This window comes from Devosia sp. 919, assembly GCF_013185965.1.
GTDB lineage: Bacteria > Pseudomonadota > Alphaproteobacteria > Rhizobiales > Devosiaceae > Devosia.
In genome coordinates this window covers 1,907,466-1,927,179 of sequence record NZ_JABAOL010000001.1, presented here as the reverse complement: position 1 = coordinate 1,927,179, position 19,714 = coordinate 1,907,466, and the positions used below count along the sequence as shown (strand labels likewise).

The 19,714-nt window shown below is 63.9% G+C and carries 18 protein-coding genes and 1 tRNA gene; 9 read left to right on the top strand and 10 right to left on the bottom strand.

What is annotated here, in order from left to right:
• Nucleotides 1–101: 101 nt before the first annotated feature.
• Nucleotides 102–278 carry a hypothetical protein gene (locus HRQ64_RS09270; protein WP_164854783.1) on the bottom strand — a complete coding sequence of 59 codons (177 nt, stop codon included), beginning with the start codon at nucleotides 276–278 and terminating at the stop codon, nucleotides 102–104.
• A gap of 115 nt (nucleotides 279–393) precedes the next feature.
• Nucleotides 394–630, bottom strand: a complete 237-nt coding sequence (locus tag HRQ64_RS09265; RefSeq protein WP_127752810.1) for a hypothetical protein — start codon at nucleotides 628–630, stop codon at nucleotides 394–396.
• 290 nt (nucleotides 631–920) lie between these two features.
• On the opposite strand from HRQ64_RS09265, the gene HRQ64_RS09260 reads away from it, so the two are divergent.
• Complete coding sequence (locus HRQ64_RS09260; RefSeq protein WP_172123087.1) at nucleotides 921–1,934, top strand: glycosyltransferase family 2 protein; 1,014 nt, start codon at nucleotides 921–923, stop codon at nucleotides 1,932–1,934.
• Nucleotides 1,935–2,010: 76 nt separating this feature from the next.
• A complete protein-coding gene (locus HRQ64_RS09255) occupies nucleotides 2,011–2,364 on the top strand; it encodes a hypothetical protein (protein WP_127752808.1) in 354 nt (117 codons plus the stop codon).
• A 39-nt stretch (nucleotides 2,365–2,403) separates the two neighbouring features.
• Here HRQ64_RS09255 and cfa read toward each other — a convergent pair whose 3' ends face one another.
• Both cfa and HRQ64_RS09245 read right to left on the bottom strand, forming a co-directional pair.
• Entirely contained in the window at nucleotides 2,404–3,513 is a 1,110-nt protein-coding gene (gene cfa / locus HRQ64_RS09250; protein WP_248308200.1) for a cyclopropane fatty acyl phospholipid synthase, read from the bottom strand.
• A gap of 304 nt (nucleotides 3,514–3,817) precedes the next feature.
• A tRNA-His gene (locus HRQ64_RS09245) sits at nucleotides 3,818–3,894 on the bottom strand.
• Nucleotides 3,895–4,147: 253 nt separating this feature from the next.
• On the opposite strand from HRQ64_RS09245, the gene HRQ64_RS09240 reads away from it, so the two are divergent.
• From HRQ64_RS09240 to HRQ64_RS09220, 5 genes are all read left to right on the top strand, one after another.
• Complete coding sequence (locus tag HRQ64_RS09240) at nucleotides 4,148–7,075, top strand: histidine kinase dimerization/phospho-acceptor domain-containing protein (protein WP_172123085.1); 2,928 nt, start codon at nucleotides 4,148–4,150, stop codon at nucleotides 7,073–7,075.
• A 152-nt stretch (nucleotides 7,076–7,227) separates the two neighbouring features.
• Nucleotides 7,228–8,709 carry an ABC transporter substrate-binding protein gene (locus HRQ64_RS09235; protein ID WP_172123084.1) on the top strand — a complete coding sequence of 494 codons (1,482 nt, stop codon included), beginning with the start codon at nucleotides 7,228–7,230 and terminating at the stop codon, nucleotides 8,707–8,709.
• 21 nt (nucleotides 8,710–8,730) lie between these two features.
• Nucleotides 8,731–9,687, top strand: a complete 957-nt coding sequence (locus HRQ64_RS09230) for an ABC transporter permease (protein ID WP_172123083.1) — start codon at nucleotides 8,731–8,733, stop codon at nucleotides 9,685–9,687.
• On the top strand, nucleotides 9,684–10,529 hold the full coding sequence (locus tag HRQ64_RS09225) for an ABC transporter permease (RefSeq protein WP_172123082.1): 846 nt from the start codon (nucleotides 9,684–9,686) through the stop codon (nucleotides 10,527–10,529). Before HRQ64_RS09230 ends, HRQ64_RS09225 begins: the two co-directional genes overlap by 4 nt.
• Complete coding sequence (locus tag HRQ64_RS09220; RefSeq protein ID WP_172123081.1) at nucleotides 10,516–12,093, top strand: ABC transporter ATP-binding protein; 1,578 nt, start codon at nucleotides 10,516–10,518, stop codon at nucleotides 12,091–12,093. Before HRQ64_RS09225 ends, HRQ64_RS09220 begins: the two co-directional genes overlap by 14 nt.
• On the opposite strand, the gene HRQ64_RS09215 is transcribed toward HRQ64_RS09220, so the two are convergent.
• From HRQ64_RS09215 to HRQ64_RS09190, 6 genes are all read right to left on the bottom strand, one after another.
• Nucleotides 12,090–12,311, bottom strand: a complete 222-nt coding sequence (locus HRQ64_RS09215) for a DUF3072 domain-containing protein (RefSeq protein WP_172123080.1) — start codon at nucleotides 12,309–12,311, stop codon at nucleotides 12,090–12,092. The genes HRQ64_RS09220 and HRQ64_RS09215 overlap by 4 nt on opposite strands.
• Before the next feature lie 85 nt (nucleotides 12,312–12,396).
• Nucleotides 12,397–13,473 (bottom strand): Mrp/NBP35 family ATP-binding protein, encoded by a 1,077-nt coding sequence (locus HRQ64_RS09210; RefSeq protein WP_172123079.1) that lies wholly within the window; start codon nucleotides 13,471–13,473, stop codon nucleotides 12,397–12,399.
• A gap of 124 nt (nucleotides 13,474–13,597) precedes the next feature.
• A complete protein-coding gene (fsa, locus tag HRQ64_RS09205) occupies nucleotides 13,598–14,251 on the bottom strand; it encodes a fructose-6-phosphate aldolase (protein WP_127752799.1) in 654 nt (217 codons plus the stop codon).
• A 52-nt stretch (nucleotides 14,252–14,303) separates the two neighbouring features.
• Nucleotides 14,304–15,488 (bottom strand): amino acid aminotransferase, encoded by a 1,185-nt coding sequence (locus tag HRQ64_RS09200; RefSeq protein WP_172123078.1) that lies wholly within the window; start codon nucleotides 15,486–15,488, stop codon nucleotides 14,304–14,306.
• A 63-nt stretch (nucleotides 15,489–15,551) separates the two neighbouring features.
• Nucleotides 15,552–16,496 (bottom strand): electron transfer flavoprotein subunit alpha/FixB family protein, encoded by a 945-nt coding sequence (locus HRQ64_RS09195; protein ID WP_172123077.1) that lies wholly within the window; start codon nucleotides 16,494–16,496, stop codon nucleotides 15,552–15,554.
• The gene (locus tag HRQ64_RS09190) at nucleotides 16,496–17,254 is read right to left on the bottom strand and encodes an electron transfer flavoprotein subunit beta/FixA family protein (RefSeq protein ID WP_172123076.1); all 759 of its coding nucleotides are present in this window, start codon (nucleotides 17,252–17,254) and stop codon (nucleotides 16,496–16,498) included. Before HRQ64_RS09190 ends, HRQ64_RS09195 begins: the two co-directional genes overlap by 1 nt.
• 198 nt (nucleotides 17,255–17,452) lie before the next feature.
• On the opposite strand from HRQ64_RS09190, the gene HRQ64_RS09185 reads away from it, so the two are divergent.
• Complete coding sequence (locus tag HRQ64_RS09185; RefSeq protein WP_127752795.1) at nucleotides 17,453–18,622, top strand: M20 aminoacylase family protein; 1,170 nt, start codon at nucleotides 17,453–17,455, stop codon at nucleotides 18,620–18,622.
• Nucleotides 18,583–19,713, top strand: a complete 1,131-nt coding sequence (locus tag HRQ64_RS09180; protein ID WP_172123075.1) for an AbrB family transcriptional regulator — start codon at nucleotides 18,583–18,585, stop codon at nucleotides 19,711–19,713. Before HRQ64_RS09185 ends, HRQ64_RS09180 begins: the two co-directional genes overlap by 40 nt.
• The last annotated feature ends 1 nt before the right edge of the window (nucleotide 19,714 follow it).

The following is a 19,714-nucleotide window of genomic DNA, read 5'->3' as shown; positions in this document are numbered from 1 at the left end:
CTGATTGGCGATGGTCCCGCCTTAGCAGAACCATTTGCCGATCGCTACCTGAGCGCCCGATCGCGCGGCGTGGTCAGTGGTGAGGGCTGGAAGTGGGAGAGCTAGTTGGGATCTCGGCCCTCCTGTTCGACAACTGCATCAAAGAGCTGGCGGGCTTGCCCTGCCCCGATGGCCTCGATGGCCACGGCTGCAATAGCGGCAAACAGCTCGGCAATTTCCTGGGGGTCGGTGATTTCCGCGTCGTCGTCCTCTGCGTCGGCGTTTATTAGAGTGAACATACGCGCCTCCAAAGTAGCCAATGGAGGGAGTGTGCTTCGATTCATGTTACAGAATAAATAATGCAAATTCGCTGATGAGGGCGCATAGGCCGGTTGCCAGCAAGGTCAGCCAGACTTACTCTTCGCCGGCATCGAGCTTGTCGAGATAGGCCTCGATATCGGCCAGGGTCGCGGTGAACGGCAGCGGGTCGTGCCCGTAGACCACGTTGAAGCTCTCGTCGTCGCGCAGCGCATGGCCGCCCTTGCCCATTTTGGCGGTGAGCTTTTCGGCCGTCAGAATGGTCAGCCCGTGCCGTCCGGCAACCCGCCGCAGCCGGCGCATGATCGATGCATCAAAGTCGCGTCTGCTCACGTGATCCTCGGCGTGTTGGTTCGCGCCGTCCTACTACTGCAGGCCCCGCCGGGGCAAGACGAGACTTGCCGGCAGGAGCGAGTCGGCTTGTCCCTGCCCTCAGGAGCGACCATCGCTCGCGCCGCAAGTTATCCGCTGCGCAGCCTCCGTATGAGCACGGATATCCACCGGCCTAGCGAGGTTTCCGTACGTATTGAGCGATTCTTGTTGCCCGTTAATCTTCCATTTACCCCATCCGGAGGCGCAGCGACGGCTGATCGAGGCGCATCATTTTGGGCAGTGGATCCACATTGTTGCGAGAAAGCATCCTCGTTGTTGTTCCTACGCTGAACGAAGCCCTGCACATCGCCGATGTGCTTGCCTCCCTCCTTGCTGACCCTCTCGCCGCGGCAATGACCATTGTGGTGGCCGATGGTGGCAGCACGGACGACACCGAGGCCATTGTTCGACAGATCGCTCAAGCCGCGCCGCAAGTACACCTGGTCCGCAATGCCCGGCGGCTGCAAAGTGCCGGCGTCAACCTCGCCGCTCGCCTCTTCGGGCACGACTGCCGCTTTCTAGTGCGCATCGATGCCCACGCCGCCTATCCGCGTGATTATGTGAGCCAGCTCGTTGCCATTCAACGGCAGACCCAGGCCAATTCGGTGGTGGTGAGCATGAAGGCGGTAGGGCAAGCGCCCCTGCAGATCGCCATCGCCGAAGCGCAGAACTCGATCTATGGCACTGGCGGCGCCGCGCATCGCAGCATCTCGGGCGGCAAATGGGTGGAGCATGGGCATCATGCCTTGTTCCTGCTGGACGATTTCCTCGCCGTTGGCGGCTACAACGAAATCTTGAGCCACAACGAAGACGCCGAACTCGATCTGCGCCTCACCACCACAGGGCGGCGCCTTTATCTCGCGCCACTCACCATCGAGTATTTCCCCCGCGATTCCCTTGATCGTCTTTGGCGGCAATACTTCAATTTCGGTCGTGGCCGGGCGCGTACGGCGCTGATGCACCGCCAGCCGCCCAATGCGCGGCGCTGGCTGGTCATTCTGCTGCTGCCCGCCCTTGGCCTGGCGCTATTCACATCGGCCACCCCGCTCGCGGCGCTGCCGCTGTTGGCCTGGGCTGGGGTGATTGTGGTTTTTGCCAGCCGCTGGTCCAGCCACCATGGCGTTTTCCATGGCATCACGGCGGCGCTCGCCGGCGCCATCATGCAACTGGCCTGGTCGGCGGGCTTCCATGCCCAATTGTTGCTGAGCCTGCCCGGCACCATGCTGCCCCGGCAGGGTGCTGCGCCACCAGCCGAGCCGCGCTGACCTTTGCGCCTTGCTATATGGGCCTGCGCGCAGCTAGACTCACCTCGGCTCCAGATGTCTTTGGCGATCCGCTCCCATGAAAGTTCCTTTCAGCATGTTCCAGACCCGCTCGCCCGAGCGCGACAAGGAGCAGGACCGTGCGCGCATCGAGCGGATGCGGCGCGCCGTTGCAGGCGAACTGCAAGCGGCGATCAATGAACGCGATGGCCTGACGCGGCGCCGCGAGCGCGACTACGCCGTCGCGGCGACTTCCTTGTCACAGCTGGGCGAGTTCGGTGAACGCTCCGCCGCCGACGAGCAGTCCATCTCCGAGCTCGAACGCAATGCCGAGCGCGCCAATACCCGCATCAAGAACCTCACCATCCAGATCGAATCGATCCGCAAACTGCTGGCCGGGATCAACGAGCTGGACAATTTGCCCAGCCAGTAAAATTCAAGTCGTTTCACTCGCGAGGCCAGCCTGCCCCGCCTACCTGACGCTGGAATAGCCGCCAACCACGCCCTTGGGTGAGTAAACCACCTGCCAGAGTTGAGTGTAGCGCGCCCTGAATGTGGCGGCGAAGCTCAACAGGTAATAGCGCCACATCCGATAGAAGCGGTCGCCATACTTGTCCTTGAGACTGGGCCAGGCTGCCTCGAAGTTTTCGTACCAGGCCAGCAGGGTCCGGTCGTAATCCGCCCCGAAATTGTGCCAGTCTTCCATGATGAAGAGGCCCTCGCTGGCTTCACTGATCTGTTTTTGCGACGGCAGCATGCCATTGGGAAAGATGTACTTTTCGCTCCATGGATCGCCATGCGACTGGGTGAGATTGCCGCCGATAGTGTGCAGCACGAACAGGCCATCATCGGTGAGCAACTGCCGCACCTTTTCCATATAGGGGCGATAGTTCTTGTAGCCCACATGCTCGAACATGCCGATCGAGATGATGCGGTCAAACTTTCCCTCGAGCGCCATATAGTCCATCAGCCGGGTTTCGACCGGCAAGCCCTCGGTGTGGCTATTGGCCCAACTCGCCTGCTCCTTGGAGATGGTTACCCCAACACCCTCAACACCGTAGCGCTCGGCGGCGAACTTCAAGAACCCGCCCCAGCCCGAGCCGATATCGAGAATGCGCATACCCGGCTCCAGCCCTGCCTTGCGGCAGATGAGGTCGAGCTTAGCTTCCTGCGCCTCAGCAAGAGTGGTGGCGTTCTTCCAGTAGCCGCAGGAATAGATCATGCGTGGATCGAGCATGGCAGAGTAAAGATCGTTGCCGATGTCATAATGCCGCTCCCCCACTTCTTGCACCTTCAGGCGCTGCAGGTTGAGGATGCGGCCCTTTACCATGCTCCACATCAGGGCAAAGTCGATCGGCAGCTTGGCTTTGACGTTGTTCACCAGCAGTCGGTAGATGAACTGATCGAGCGCCGCAGCGTCCCACCACCCCTCCATATAAGCCTCGCCCAGGCCGAGCGTGCCTTGCAGCATTACCCGGTCAAACAGCTTTTCGTCGTAAACGGTGACGTCGAAGGGTCGCTGCCCTCCCACCTGGATGTCGTGTTGCTGCAGAAGATCGGAGATGAAGGTTTTGTTCCGCATACCCATTTGGCCACATCGCGCACATGTTGGACAAAGCAAAAGGGCGCGCCATGCCGGGGGCAGAAGGCCCGAGGCCGTGCGTGCATCATGGGGATGCTATGCCGCTCTACGAGGCGGCGCAATGATATATCGCAAGATACCGATGGTTAAGATTCGGGCACACAAATCGGGCCATTGCTGCGGGATTTCCGCCTCTTCGGTGGCAATGGGAAGGTGTTTGGGATCCCGGCGGCGCCGCAGCGGGCAAGTTCGACGCCGACTTGATCTGTCGGGCGCAACATGCGGCAGCAGGGATGTGAAGGAGTGGTACCACCTCTCGGGATCGAACCGAGGACCTCTAGATCCACAATCTAGCGCTCTAACCAACTGAGCTAAGGCGGCAATGGGCCTGTCCGGGTACATCGCCAAGCGAGTCCCGAAAGCGCGCGATACATAGGTCGACTTGTCGCTGATGACAAGCGCTCTTTTGCAGCTTTCCCCTCTGCACCGCTCCTCTTAACCATGCCCAAGTTTGTTGGGGGGTCTCGGCCCCACGGCTATGGACCGGGTGCGAGGGGCGCTATATTGAAGAACACTTAACGAACAAGAATGAACTGTACCGAAATGGCACAGATGCAACGGGTAGCGGTTATCGATGGATGACGACTGGATCACATCGCCAGCTGGTGCCCGCGTGTTGCAACACGCCGAGGATCCCCGCCCGGCCTGGCTATGGTCCGCCGACGGGTTGCACTTGATCTGGCACAATCGGGCAGCAACGCTGTTTGGGGCCAAGCTCAAGAAAAGCGGCCTCAAGCGCGGCCCCACCCCAGTACCGATCAAGGGCCAGATAGCTCGTAATATCCGACTCGGCTCCACCGGTCGAAGCAGTCTTGCGCGGATCCAGTTCTTGGCTGGGGAAAAGCCGATCTCGGCGACCTGCGCCACAACGCCGCTGCTCGACGGCGCGGGCGCAGCGATGCTGCTGATCGTGGCAGTTGACGCCATCGACGCCGAGATCTTGTTGGCGACCGGTCCGGCACCCGCCCTGGCCCCTGCCGATTCGCTGGCCGCACCCTCGGCTATGGCCGTGACGAGTGAGCCGGCTGCTCCGCCGACGACGATAGAATCCGGGACCTCGCCAGATCCGGTCACCGAGTCGCTCGAGCTTTCAGTTGTGGCGCCCGAGCTGGAAGCTGCGCTGGTAGAGGCTCAAGAGCCCCAACTGCCCGCAGCTGAGTCGCAAGGGCCTGTCTTGCCACCGCGGCCATGGTTGCCGCTGCCGCCCCCCGGCGTGGTCCTGGAAACGGCGCCCTTCCGGCCTGTCGCATTGGTTGATGAAGACGAGGAAACGGTCGAACCAGATCCCCAGGTGGGTGAGCTTGCCCCGATTGCCGCGGCGATCGAGGCCAATGATGCGGCCTATCAGCGCGAGCTCGACAACTGGCGGGCGACCGAAAGCGATGCTGCCGCTCCGAGCGGCTATGAGGCCGAGGACGAGGACAGCGCCGCCGAGACCTCGGAAGCGGTTTCCGAGTTCGAGCACGAACCAGAGGTAACGCCATCAGACGCCGCCGAGCCGCCTGTCGAAGAAGCGCCAGGCGTGGGCACCCGGCTATCGGCGCTGGTCGACCGGTTGAGTGCGGACGCCGATTTGTTCTCGCCGCTCACCGATTCGGATGATCCGCTGCAAAGCGACCCGGTTGTCACCGGCGCTGCACCACAACTCTGGCTGGTGACAGGCACAGGCTTTGTCGCTGCCGCTTCTGCCCCTGCGGCCGAAGATCAGCAGGACACCCCCGCGACGATTGAGGTCGAAGCATCGGCGGCGCCGATGGAGCAACCAACAGCCGCCTTTATCGATGAGCCCGAGCCGAAAGTGGATGAGGACGAGGACAACGCGCAGGAGCAGTTGCTAGCGTCCACAGCCGAGGACGAGCTTGCCGAATTCGACGGCGATGACACTCCCGAGCCCCAATCCGATGCCGCGACTGAGGATGGCCCGGAAATCCTGCCGCCGGGCGCCCCCGATCCTGAGGCGGTGGAACGCGTTTCGCGCTACAACTTCGATGAGCTCTCGCGCATTCTGAACGACCGCATGGGTGAGACCTCGGGTCAGGCGCAGCGCGCTGTTGCCCAACCACCGAGCAGTTCGGGTGCACTGATCAATCTGGGTGGCGAAACGCTGGTGCTGAACCGGCTGCCGCTCGGCATCCTCGTGTTCCGTGATCAGCAAGTGCTGTTCGCCAACCGTGCCATCACCGAGATGGTCGGCTATGATTCGGTGGAGAACCTGCGCGCCGCCGGCCTGGCCTCGGTGTTCCCGGCGGCCGGACCGGAAGGTCACGAAGCGGGGCCGGTCAACCATCTGGTGCAGCGTGATGGCACGCTGGTGCCGGTGACCGCACGCTTGCAGTCCATTTCCTGGCAGGGTCGCCCGGCCCTCATGCTGTCGGCGAGCGCCACCGAAGTTCGCACCGGCCATGAAGCGGCGGTGCGCGCCTTCGCGGAAACCTTTGCCAGCTTGCGTGGGGACGGGTTCTTCGAAACCAATCGCGCGGGCGTGCTGAGCGTCGTGTCCCCACGCGCCGCCGCGCTGCTGGGCCAGGAAGGCGCGTCGCTGCAAGGGCGGCCGCTGACGAGCTTTGTCGCCCGCGCCGACACCCCGGATCTGCAGTCGTTCCTCGAGCGGCCAGCGCGCTTTGCCGAATCGGCCCGTCCCTGCCTGTCGCTGCGCGCCGCCTCCGCGGGTGCCGAATTGATGCTGTTTGCGCAGGGCCAGGCGGGCGTCGTCACCGGTTATTTCGGCTTTGTGCACCAGCGCGAAACCAGCCAGCCGCGCCTCGGAGCGCCAAGCGATATCGATCCAGCGTTGCTGGCTCGGATCAGCCGGGGGATTCGCCGCCCCCTCAACACGATCATCGGTTTTTCCGATCTGCTGCGTTCGGAGGCCTTTGGTCGGCTCGGCACCGAGCGCCACGAGACTTATGCGCAGGATATCGTCACTGCCGGCAACGAGATCGCCGCGCTGGTGGATGAACTCGATGATTTCACCCGCCTGCGCGATGGGCGCTACCTGCCCCAACGCGCCAGCATTGATCTGACCGGACTGCTCGAAAGCTGCGTGCTGCGCATCCGCCACCAGGCCGGCATCTCGCGGGTGATCGTGCGCAACGCGATTTCCGAATTCCTGCCCAAGGTCACGGCCGATCGGGCATCGCTGGCGCAAGCGGTGCTGAACCTGCTCGCCAGCGCTATTGATCAAACCCCGGCGGGTGGCGCCGTCATCATCTCCTCCAATAGGGAGGACGATGGCAGCATCGCCATCCATGTGCGCGATAGCTCCAACACAGCAGTCGACATGGCTGAACGTTTCGTGGTGTTCCGCGATGGCGTGGGCCGGGACGGCAAGGCCGTGGCGCCGGTGCGCTCGAGCGTCGGGCTCGCCCTCACCCGCTCGCTGCTGTCGGTCAACGCCTTCTCACTGGCCGTGGACCCAGCTGGCGAGCACGGGCTGCTGTTCACACTGCGCATTCCCCCCGACCTCGTCGATGCGCCCCTGGCCGAAGCCGGCGAGAAGTAAGCGGGCCGCGGCACCGCTCCGGCAGTGGATGATCAATGCCATGCACTGGGGTCACACCAGCAAATCTTCATCCTTTGCCTAGGTGCCATGCCGGGCGCAGTGCCTTATAGAAAAGAATGCAAGGCGGCCGAGCCGCAACGGGGAGCGAAAGCATGGGCAAGGGACTACAAATTCTGGGCATGGCGGCAATGCTTGGCATGAGCTGGTCGAGCCTTGCGCTTGCTGCCTCGACGCAAGTCCGGATCGGCGTCGCCCTAGAGCCACCAACCCTTGATCCTACGGCAGGGGCTGCCGAAGCCATCGACAACATCGGCTATCAGAACGTCTTTGAGGGCCTGACGCAGATCGACCAGACCGGCGCGGTGCAGCCCTCCCTCGCCAGCAGCTGGACGATCAGCGATGACGGGCTGACCTATACCTTCACCCTCCAGCCTGACGTCACCTTCCATGACGGCACCAGCTTTGATGCCGATGACGTCAAATACACCTTTGACCGGCTGCTGGCGCCAGAGAGCACCAATGCCCAGAAGGCACTGTTCTCCCCCATCGCCAGCGTTGTGGTCCAGGATCCCCAAACCATCACCTTTACCCTCAGCCGCCCCGACGGGATGTTCCTGTTCAATCTCGGGCGCGGGGATGCCATCATCGTTGCGCCCGAAAGCGCCGAGAATAATGCCACTGCCCCCATCGGCACCGGCCCCTTTAGCTTTGTGCAGTGGGACAAGGGCAGCCGCGTCGTGCTCGAGCAATATGGCCCCTATTGGGGTGAGCTGCCGGCGATAACCCGCGCAACTTTCGTGTTTATCAGCGACACCGCAACCATGACCAATGCGCTCCTTGCGGGCGACGTCGACGGAACCAACAATTTCGCCGCCGAAGCGCTGCCGATCTTTGAGGGCAATCCGCAGTTCAAGGTGCTGGTGGGCACGACCGAGGGCGAGGCCATCCTCTCCACCAACAATGCCAAGGCTCCCTTCAACGAGCTCAAAGTGCGCCAGGCCATGGCGCATGCCATTGACCGTGCCGCCATCATCGAAGGGGCGACCTATGGCTATGGCGTGGCGATCGGCAGCCATTTCGCCCCGCACAATCCCTATTATGTCGATCTGACCAATACCTATCCCTATGACCCCGAAAAGGCGCGCGCCCTCCTCGCCGAGGCGGGTTATCCCGATGGGTTCAGCGCCACGCTCAAGCTGCCCCCGGTGAACTATGCCAAGGTCAGCGGGCAGATCCTCGCCAGCCAGTTTGCCGAGGTCGGCATCAAGCTCGAACTCATCAACCTCGAATGGGCGCAGTGGCTCGAAGATGTGCTGACCAACAAGGACTTTGATCTCTCCATCATCGCCCATGTGGAGCCGTTCGACATTGGCATCTATGCCGATCCCAACTACTATTTCGGCTACGACAATCCCCAGTTCCAGGCGCTGATCGAGAAGCTCAATGCCACGACCGACGAGGCGGAACGCAAGGTCCTGGCCATCGAGGCACAAACCATTCTCGCCAATGATGCGGTCAATGGCTACTTGTTCGAGCTGGCCAAGACCGGGGTGTGGAACGCCAAGCTCGAAGGCATGTGGCCGAATTCGCCGATCGAGGGCGTGGTGCTCCGGGATATCCACTGGGTGGACTAAGTCGTCCGGGGCGGCCGCGGCATGATCGCTTTTCTGGTGCGCCGCCTTGCCGGCTTTGCGCTAACGCTGCTGCTGGCAGCGGCAGCGATCTTTTTCCTGCTCGACCTGCTGCCCGGTGATCCCGCGCGCTTCCTCCTTGGCATTACCGCCAGCCCCGAAGCGGTCGCCAATCTGCGCCTGCAGCTGGGCCTCGAAGCGCCACCGCTGGAGCGCTTCGGGCAGTGGCTCTGGGGGATGCTGCACGGCAATCTGGGGGTCTCCTATACGCAGCAGGCCCCCGTTGCGTCGCTGATCGCGGGGCGCCTTGCCGTCACCCTGCCGCTGACCATTGCAGCGATGATCATCTCGGTCGCCATCGGGCTGCCGCTCGGCATTCTTGCTGCCCGGCACCGGGGCAAGGCACTCGATTCGGCGCTGATGGTGCTGGCGCAGCTGGGCGTCGCCATTCCCAATTTCTGGTTCGGCATGTTGCTGACCCTCCTTTTCGCGGTGACCTTGCGCTGGCTCCCGCCTGGAGGCTTCACGCCCTGGAGCGAAAACCCGCTGGGCGCACTGCGCTCGCTGGTGCTGCCGAGCCTGGCGCTGGCTCTGCCGCAGGCCGCCATTCTGGCCCGGGTGATGCGCACCGCCCTGGTCGATATCCAGGAGCAGGATTTCATCCGCACCGCCCGCGCCAAGGGCATGACCATGGGGGAAGCGGTGTGGCGCCATGGCGTACGCAACGCCCTTTTGCCAGTGCTGACCATTCTCGGGCTGCAATTTGCCTTCCTCATCGCCGGGGCGATCATTGTCGAGAACGTCTTCTACCTGCCGGGCCTCGGCCGCCTGATCTTCACCGCCATTTCCGAGCGTGACCTCATCCTCGTGCGTGGCGCCGTCATGGTGCTGGTGGTGACGGTCAGCCTCAGCATGTTCCTCGTCGATCTGGCCTATGGTCTCGTCGATCCGCGCCTGCGCGAACGGGGTGTCGCCACATGATCGCGCGCGTCCTTGCCAATCGCAGCTTTCGCATCGGGGCTGCTGGCACGCTCCTCTTTGCCCTTGCCGCGCTCATCTCCATCTGGTGGACCCCCTACCCCATTGCCGAAATCGACATCGGCCGCCGATTTCTTGGGCCCTCGCCCGAGCATTGGCTGGGCACCGATCAGCTCGGCCGCGACATGGTTTCGCTGGTGATGGCGGGGACGCTGACCAGCTTTGTGGTTGCCGCCATGGCCGTATTGATCGGCGCCGGCATCGGCGTGCCCTTGGGCCTTGCCGCCGCCGCATGGGGTGGCGCGGTGGAGTGGCTGGTGCTGCGCCTCAGCGATGTGGTGTTTGCCTTCCCCGCCGTGATCACCGCCATTCTGATCACGGCCCTGTTCGGCCCTGGCGCCATCAACGCGACCATTGCCATTGGGGTGTTCAACATTCCGGTCTTTGCCCGCGTCGCGCGCGGCGGGGCGCTCAGCATTGCCACCCTCGACTTCATTGCTGCAGGGCGCCTCGCCGGGCTGGGGAATGCCACGCTGGCCTGGCGGCATCTGCTGCCCAACATTTTGAGCCTCCTCATCGTGCAGGCAACCATCCAGCTCTCGCTGGGGATCCTCGCGGAAGCCGGTCTTTCCTATGTCGGGCTCGGCACCCAGCCACCGGCCACCAGTCTCGGCCTGATGTTGCGCGAGGCTCAAAGCCTTTTCCTGATTCATCCCTGGCTGACCCTCGTGCCAGGCCTTTCGATCGTGGCGATCGTCATTTCCATCAATATCGCGGGCGACGGCCTGCGCGATGCGCTGGACCCGCGCCTGCGCCGACAGGGAGCCGCGCATGGCCTTGCTTGAGGTGCAGGGCCTGTCGATAGCGTTCGGCTCCACACAGGTGGTCGACGCCGTCAGCTTCGCGCTCGAGCGGGGGGAGCGTTTCGGCATTATTGGGGAAAGCGGCTCGGGCAAGACCCTGACGGCGCTCGCGCTTGCCGGTCTCCTGCCCCTGGGCGCTGCCGCCACCGGCTCCATCCGCCTTGAGGGCGCCCCGCTCCCCAGCGCCGAGCGGCCGATGGCGCGGTTGCGTGGCAAGCGCTTCGGCATGGTGTTTCAGGAGCCGATGACCGCCCTCAACCCACTGATGCGGATCGGGCGCCAGATCGGGGAAGCGGTCGACCTCAACGAGGCCAGCCGTGACGTAGCGACGGTCGTGCCGCAGTTGCTGGCTGAAGTTGGCCTCCTGCCCGAGCATGCTAGCCGCTACCCGCACCAGCTCTCGGGCGGGCAACGGCAACGCGCCATGATCGCCATGGCCCTGGCGAGCGAACCCGACCTGCTGATTGCCGATGAGCCCACTTCCGCGCTCGACCTGGTCACCCAACGGCGCGTGCTCGAACTCATCGCACAGATCTGCGAGCGAAGGCACATGGCGCTCCTCTTTATCAGCCATGACCTCAAGTCCGTGGCGGCGCTGTGTTCGCGGGTGATGGTGATGCATCGCGGCGTGGTGGTGGAACAGGGCACCAGCGCCGCGGTCTTCGGGCACCCGCAACAGGACTATACCCGCCGCCTCGTCGCAGCCTCCCGGCTTGATGTGGCGGCCCCGATGCGGCCGCCCTTGGGCGAAACACTGCTCGAGGTCGAGCGTGTCAGCCGCGAATACCGCCACAATGCCGTCTGGCCATGGGCGGCAAAGCCTGTCCGCGCTGTGCGTGAGGTTTCGTTCGCGCTGCGCCAGGGGGAATGCCTGGCGCTGGTCGGTCCATCCGGCTGCGGCAAGACCACCCTCGCCCGCATCATTGCCGGCCTTGATAGCGCCAGTTCCGGTGTCGTTCGGCTGGATGGGCGCCCGTATCGTGGGCGTGACCTGCCGCGGTCCCTTCGCCCCGATATCTCGCTGGTATTTCAGGATCCGTTCGGAAGTTTCGATCCCCACCTCACCATTGGGCAATCGGTCGGCGAACCATTGCGGCTGAGGCCCGAACTGAGGCTAGTGGGGCGCAGCGAGCGGCTGCAGGAAGCCGTCAGTGCCGTGGGCCTGTCGCCGGATATGCTCGAGCGCTACCCGCATGAGTTCTCGGGCGGGCAGCGGCAGCGCCTCGCCATTGCCCGCGCCCTCGTCACCCGCCCCAAGCTGCTGGTTCTCGATGAACCCGTGTCGGCGCTTGATGTGTCGGTGCGGGGGGAAGTGCTAAATCTCCTCGCCCGGCTGCAGGCCGAGTTCGGGCTGACCTATCTCCTGATCAGCCATGACCTCGATATGGTCCGCGCCATGGCGGACCGGGTGATGGTGATGGAGGCCGGCAAGATCGTCGAAGAAGGCGGGCCGCAGGCGATCTTCGAGCACCCTCGGCACCGCCTGACCCAGGAGTTGGTTGGCGCTCGCCTACCCGAACTGGGCCAAGACCCGCTGCTGGCCTAGAGCCCCAGCTTTTCGCGCAGCGAGTCGATACGCTTGGAGGCTTCGGCCTTGCTCAGATCCTCGGCGAAGGCATCGGGATCGCTGGCCTGCTCGCTCAGCGTTTTCAGATACGACGCCTGCGCGCCGGTCATCGGGTCGTCACCCGTGGTCCAATCGTCAGGGTCCTTCTGCAGATTGGAATTGGGTGCGTCGGCAACTTTGGGATTGGTGGTGGACATGTCGAACTCCGTTCCGGTGTTCGCTTAATGTTCCAGCTGGCAACTTGTTCCCGGCGCCGCAACCTAGGTCAAGGATGCGCTCGGTTTAGTGGCGCAGCGACGGCGTAGCGGCAAGAATCCTGCGCGCAATGGCGCGGAAGGCTTCGGCCTCCGGACCATTGGGATCAGCCACGACCGGCGGTGCCCCACGGTCGGAGGCTTCGCGGATCGACATCACCAGCGGCACTGCCCCTAGGAACGGCATCTCAAGCTCCGCCGCTGCCTGTTCCGCCCCGCCCGAGCCGAAGATGTCGTACCGATTGCCGGTATCGGGGGCGATGAAATAGCTCATATTCTCGACCAGCCCCAGCAACGGCACACTAAGCCGCCGCAGCATGTCGATGGCCTTGCGCGCGTCGATCAGCGCCAAATCCTGGGGCGTCGAAACGATCACCACGCCATCCACTTCCGCCTGCTGGAACAGCGAGATGTGGATGTCGCCCGTCCCGGGCGGCAAGTCGACCACGAGGATATCGAGCTCGCCCCAGTCCGTTTCGCGGAGCAATTGCCGCAAGGCCGAGGTCGCCATCGGCCCGCGCCAGACCACCGCCTGGCCCGGATTGAGCATGGAGCCGATCGACATGGCCTTGAGCCCGAAGGCATCATGGGGCGAGAAAATCCCGTCCTCGCGCACCGCCGGCTTGCCCTCGAGATGGAGCAGCTTGGGAATGGAGGGGCCATAAAGATCGGCGTCGAGGATGCCGACCCGCAGCCCGTCCGCCTGCAAGGCCAGCGCCAGGTTGACCGCTGTCGTGGATTTGCCGACCCCGCCCTTGCCCGAACCGACGGCGATGATGCGTTTGACGCCAGGCACAGCCTGTTTTGGTGCAGGACCGGGTCGTCCCTGTGCCGCGGCTTGCCCTGTGGCTGGCGCCTTGTCCGATGTCAGCGAAACCATGATCTTGCGCGTCGGCGCCACCGACTGCGCGGCGCGCTGGGCCGCCTCGCGCACTGGCCCGAAGGCCGCTTCCATGCCCGGTTGCACCGCAATGGCAAAAGCTACGGCGCTGGGCGTCACGATGATTTCCGAAAGGCCGGCATAACCCGCCAGCGTGTCCCCGCCGGGGATTTCTACGGCAGCGAGGGCGGATTTCACCGCGGCAGCAAGTTCGGTATCGGCCATGTCAGGCTTTCACGGATGAGGCAGGCGCCGCACCTGCCCTATGGCTGCGGCCGGCCCATGAGCCGACCGCGGCAATTGTCTCGAACAAGAAGCGGGCCCCGGATGATCCGGAGCCCAAGCGCAACTAGAGGATCGACTGGCCGGTGCCGGCCCAATCCTTAAGGAAGCTGTCGATGCCCGACTTGGTCAGCGGGTGATCGGCCAGCTTGCGGATCACGGCAGGCGGGATCGTCGCGACGTCAGCACCGATTAGCGCGACCTGGGTCACGTGATTGGGCGTACGGATCGAAGCGGCCAGGATCTGGGTGTCGAACTGGTAGTTGTCGTAGATCGTGCGGATATTCTCGATCAGCTCGACGCCATCGAGATTGAGGTCATCGAGGCGCCCGAGGAAGGGCGAGATATAGGTCGCGCCGGCCTTGGCTGCGAGCAGGGCCTGGTTGGCCGAAAAGCACAGGGTCACATTGGTCTTGATGCCCTTTTCCGCGAAGTGCTTGGTGGCCTTGAGGCCATTGAGCGTCAGCGGCAGCTTGACCACGATGTTCTGCGCGATCTTGGCAAGGTGCTCGCCTTCGGCAACCATGCCCTCATATTCGAGCGAAGCCACTTCAGCCGAAACCGGGCCGGGGGTGATCGCAGCGATTTCCTTGATCACTTCCTTGAAGTCGCGGCCGGACTTGGCAATCAGCGAGGGATTGGTGGTCACGCCGTCAACCAGGCCGGCTTCATGCAGTTCACGGATGTCATTGATGTCCGCGGTGTCGACGAAAAACTTCATCGTTTCCTCCTAGAGTCTGGGTTGCCGGCGCGTCAGGGTGACGGGCGCCGCTTTATTTCGTTCCCGCAAGCAGGGCGTCGGCCAGATCGCCAACGCGGTCCTCGGGGATGCCGGCGACATTGATGCGGCTGTCCCCTATCATATAGACACCGCGGGCCGCTTTTACATGCTCGACGGTCGCATTATCGAGCCCGAGCAGCGAAAACATGCCGCGGTGGCGGGCGATGAAATCGAAGTCTTCCGAATTGCTCTTCTGGCGGATGGCGTCGGCCAGCTTCTCGCGCAGCCGGATCATGCGAGCGCGCATTTCATTGAGCTCGGTTTCCCATTCCGCGCGCAGTTGCGCATCCTCGAGAATGGTGCGGATGATCTCGGCGCCATGATCGGGTGGCTGGGAATAAGCGCCACGGATGATGTTGAGCAGCTGGGAATTGGCGATATCGGCGTGTGCGGCATCACGGGCCACAAGGATCGCCGCGCCGATGCGCTCGCGGTAAAGGCCAAAGTTCTTGGAGCCCGAAAATGCGACGAGGGCCTCGGGCACTGCTGCCAGCACCTTGCGGGTGCCATAGGCGTCTTCAGCAAGGCCATCGCCAAAGCCGAGATAGGCGAGATCGATAAAGGGCAATGCGCCAGTGCGGGCAAGGCTCGCGGCCACGGCGTCCCACTGCTCGTTGGAAAGGTTGGCGCCGGTCGGATTGTGGCAGCAGCCATGCAGCAGCACGATATCCTGCGGCCCCAGCCCATCAAGCGTGGCCAGCATGGCATCGAACTTCACGCCGCGCGTCTGCGTATCGAAATAAGGGTACTTCTTGACCGTCAGCCCGGCATTTTCGGCAATGGGGTTGTGGTTGGGCCAGGTCGGGTCCGAGACCCACACCGTGGCACCAGGACGGGCCCGGTTGATCAGCTGCATCAAGACCCAAAGCGAGCCGGTGCCGCCGGGAGCCTGCGCGATTCGCACGCGCGAGCGTTCCACCGCATCACCCAACGCCAGGTCCAGCACCGCGGCGCCAAAGCCCTTGTTGCCGGCAATGCCGAGATAGGTCTTGGTGGTGCCTGCCTCCAGAATGCGCTCTTCGGCTTTGCGCACCGCCGACATGATCGGGGTGGTACCGGTTTTATCCTTGTAGACGCCGACGCCGAGGTCGATCTTGTCAGTGCGCGGATCGGCGGCATACTCGCCCATCAGCGCCAAAATCTTGTCGCCAGGGGCCTTGGAAAGGGTCTCGAACATTGCGGGGCTGGGTTCCGTTGGGAGGCGCGGCCTTTATAGAAGCCGGGATGGGATTTGCAACCGTCAGCGCTGGACGCCGAGACGGTCGAGTTCGGCGATGAGCGCGGGCACGATGGTGAAGAGATCGCCCACCAGCACCGCATCGGCCATTTTGCTCAAGGGCGCTTCGGGATCGCTGTTGATGGCGATGATGCGCTTGGCGCCCTGAATCCCAGCCAGGTGCTGCAAGGCCCCCGAAATGCCGACAGCAATATAAAGGTCCGGCGCGATGATCTTGCCAGTTTGACCCACCTGCCAGTCATTGGGTGCGTAGCCGGCATCGACGGCCGCGCGGGTCGCGCCCACGGCAGCGCCCAGCGTTTTGGCGAGCTGCTCGATCAGCTTGAAGCCTTCGGCCGAACCCACCGACACGCCGCCGCCCACCACGATCTGTGCCGTGGACAGATCCGGTGAGTCGCTTTCGGTCCGGTGCGCCGCAATGATCCGCGCCACCGAAGCCACCGGCGCGTGTGGCAGCGGCTCGATCGGGGCGGCGTCCCCGAGCCCGGTTGGACGGAATGCGGAAGCGCGCAGCGTCAAAAGGTTCTGCTTCTGGTCGGACACCACCGTTTGAAGCGCGTTGCCGGCATAGATGGGCCGCACAAAGCGGTTGGGCGCCTGGATGGAAACTACATCGGTGATCGGCATCAGGTCGAGCTTGGCCGCAAGGCGCGGCATCAGGTCCCGGCCAGCGGCCGCGGCGGCCGCAACGATATAGGTGTATTGCGGTGCCAGCCCGGTCAGCAGCGGGACGATGCTGTCGGGCAGGCCCGCAGCAAGATCGGTGCCCTGCCCCACCAGCACGCGATTGACGCCAAGGAGGCGCGCGCCATCCAGCGCCACCTGGTCAACCCCTTCGCCCAGGACCAGCAGGTCCACCGCACCCAGCTCGCTCACTGCCCCAACGAGACGCGCCGTAGCGGGTGAGAGCAGTCCAAGATCATGCTCGGCCAGAACCAGAACGGACATCACAGCGCCTCCAGATCGGCAACGTCATCGGCAATGAGCCGGGCGAGGTCGGCAACATTGCCCACGGTCTTGCCGGCCGCACGATCGGGCGGGGGCGACACGCTGTCAACGCGCAGGCGCGGCGTCAGGTCGACGCCAAATTCTTCCACAGGGCGCACCGCCAGCGGCTTGCTGCGCGCCTTCATCACCATGGGCAGCGCCGCATTGCGCGGCGTATTGAGGCGCAGATCGGCCGTCACCACTGCCGGCAGCGGCAGCGCCACGGTTTCGCGGCCCCAGTCTACTTCACGCGTCACTTCAAGTCCGTCGCCAGTCGGGTTGATGGCCGAAGCGAAAGTGGCCTGCGGCCAGTCCAGCAGGGCCGCCAGCATCTGCCCGACATGATTGCTGTCGTCATCCACCGCCTGCTTGCCCAGCAGCACGAGGTCGGGTTGCTCTTCGGCCACGACCTTGGCCAGCAATTTGGCGATGGCGAGGGTTTCGAGTTCGGCATCGGTCTGAATCAGCACGCCGCGATGCGCGCCCATGGCGAGGGCGGTCAGGATCACGTCGGTCGCGGGCTTGGAACCGATCGAGACCACAGCGATTTCGCTATCTCCCACCTTCTCCGCCAGTTGCACCGCCGCTTCCACCGCGTGCTTGCAAAAGGGGTTCATCGACATGCGCACGCCAGCGGTTTCCACGCCCGATCCATCGGGGCGGACTCGGATACGGACATTGTGATCAACAACACGCTTTACGGCGACAAGGATCTTCATGGCGGCAGGAGGCTCCGGAACACGGGGCATGGTTTGGCAAATCTAGGCGAACGGAACAAGGCGGCGGGCGTAAATAACGGCCCAAGCTGGCGCACGATGTTGAAAAACGCTGCCGTTTGCCGGCACGGACCGACGCCGCGAGGTTGACGCGGAGAGTTATGGCAGCGACACTGACCCAGAACAATTTTCTGGTTTTTCATGCCCGTAATCAATCGCATTGCCGAGTTTCACGACGAGATCGCTGGCTGGCGCCAGGACCTGCATCGCAATCCCGAGATCCTGTTCGAGGTGCATCGCACGGCGGGCAAGGTCGAGGAACTCCTGCGCGCTTTTGGATGCGACGAGGTCGTGACCGGGCTGGGGCGGACCGGCGTTGTCGGCATCATCAATGGCAAGAGCAATACCAGCGGGCGCACCCTGGGCCTGCGCGCGGATATGGATGCCCTGCCGATCGCCGAACGCACGGGCAAGCCTTACGCCAGTGCGGTGCCGGGCAGCATGCATGCCTGCGGCCATGATGGTCACACAGCCATGCTGCTGGGCGCAGCCAAGTATCTCGCCGAAACCCGCAACTTCGATGGGCGAGTCGCCCTCATCTTCCAGCCGGCCGAAGAAGGCGGCGCCGGCGGGCGCGAAATGGTCGAGGACGGCGTTCTCGAGCGCTTCGGCATCAACGAAGTTTACGGCATGCACAACTGGCCGGGCATCCCGGCTGGCCATTTCGGCATTCGCGTAGGCGGCATCATGGCGGCGACGGATCGGTTCGTGATCGATATCGAGGGCCGGGGCGGCCATGCCGCGCGCCCGCAATCCACGGTCGATCCCGTGATCATCGCCGCCCAACTCATCACCGCGTTGCAGACCGTAGTGTCGCGCAATGTGGACCCGCTCGGTAGTGCTGTGTTGTCGGTCACGGTGCTGGAAGCCGGTGACGCCGACAATGTCATCCCGCGTACCGCACGCCTTAAGGGCACCGTGCGCACGCTCGATGCCGGGGTGCAGGACTTCATCGAAGCCCGTCTGCAGCAGTTCGTGCCCCAATTTGCCGCAAGCTTTGGCGGGTCGGCCGAGGTCAACTATATGCGCGGCTATCCGGTAACGGTGAACAGCCCCGCCGAAACCGCCTTCGCCGCCGGCATTGCCGAGGAGGTTTCCGGCGCCGAGCGCGTCGACAAGGACGTGCCCCCCTCCATGGGCGGGGAAGACTTCTCATTCATGCTCGAGCAGCGGCCCGGCGCCTATATCTTTCTTGGCAATGGCGACAGTTCCGAGTTGCACACGGACACGTACGATTTCAACGATGCCATCATTCCGGTGGGGACAAGTTATTGGGTAAAGCTGGCGGAACGAGCCCTGCCGATCCGCTAGAGCTCTGGTGGCGGCCCCGCATCCTGGGGCTGACCCTCCTGACCCTTACCCTGTCCGCCTTAGGCGGCTTGGGGGCGACCGCGCTGGGCCTGCCCGGCGGCTGGATCATGGGCGGCTCATTGGCGGTGACTGTCGCGGCGATGATCGGCCTGCCCGTGCGCATGCCCGTCCGCTTGCGCGACATCGCCTTTGTGCTGATCGGCATGTCGATGGGCACAACCGTGGCCAGCGACAGCCTGTCGCTGCTCGCCAGCTGGCCGATCAGCCTTATGGGCCTCGTGCTCGAAATGGTGCTGATCATCGCGCTCACCGGCTGGATGCTGGTGCGCGTGTTCAAACTCGATCCGGGCACGGCTTATCTCGGTTCCATTCCCGGGCATCTGTCCTTCATCATGGGGATCGCTTCGGCCGGCGTCGGCGACGCCCGCCAGATCGTCATCATCCAGGTCATCCGGCTGCTGATGCTGACGATCTGTGTGCCGATCGGCGCCATGTTCCTGCCGGTGGAGCATTTTGGCAGCGCTGCCCCGACAACAACCCTGAGCTGGGGCGAGCTGCTGGCCCTCGCCGCCGCTTGCGTGGCGTTGGGGCTCGTCTTCATGCGCCTCGGCGTTCCCGCAGCCATGGTCATGGGGCCGATGGCCCTGGCGACTGCGGCCAAGCTTGGCGGGCTTTATAGCGGCGCCATGCCTGAGCCGCTGGTGATCATCGCTTTTGTGCTGACAGGGGCGCTGATCGGTTCGCGCTTTGCGGGCATCACCCGGCAAGAGTTCATGCAGGCCGCCCTTGGCGGGCTGATCGCCACGGCGATGACCGTCGGCATCGTCACCGTCGTCTCTTTCGGAGTGAGCCGGCTGGTGGACATGCCCTTCGGGCAGATCTGGATCGGCCTGTCGCCGGGCGCGCTCGAAGGTATGGGGGCTCTGGGTGTGGCGCTCAGCTTCGACGCCGCCTTTATCGCGGCCCACCACATGATCCGCCTGCTGCTGCTGAGCTTTGTCATCCCGCTGCTCGTCGTGCTGATCCGACGGCGCCAGGGGCTCAGCGAGGGAGCGGCGACAGCAGCAACGCTGCCGCCGGCTCAGGGCTAGA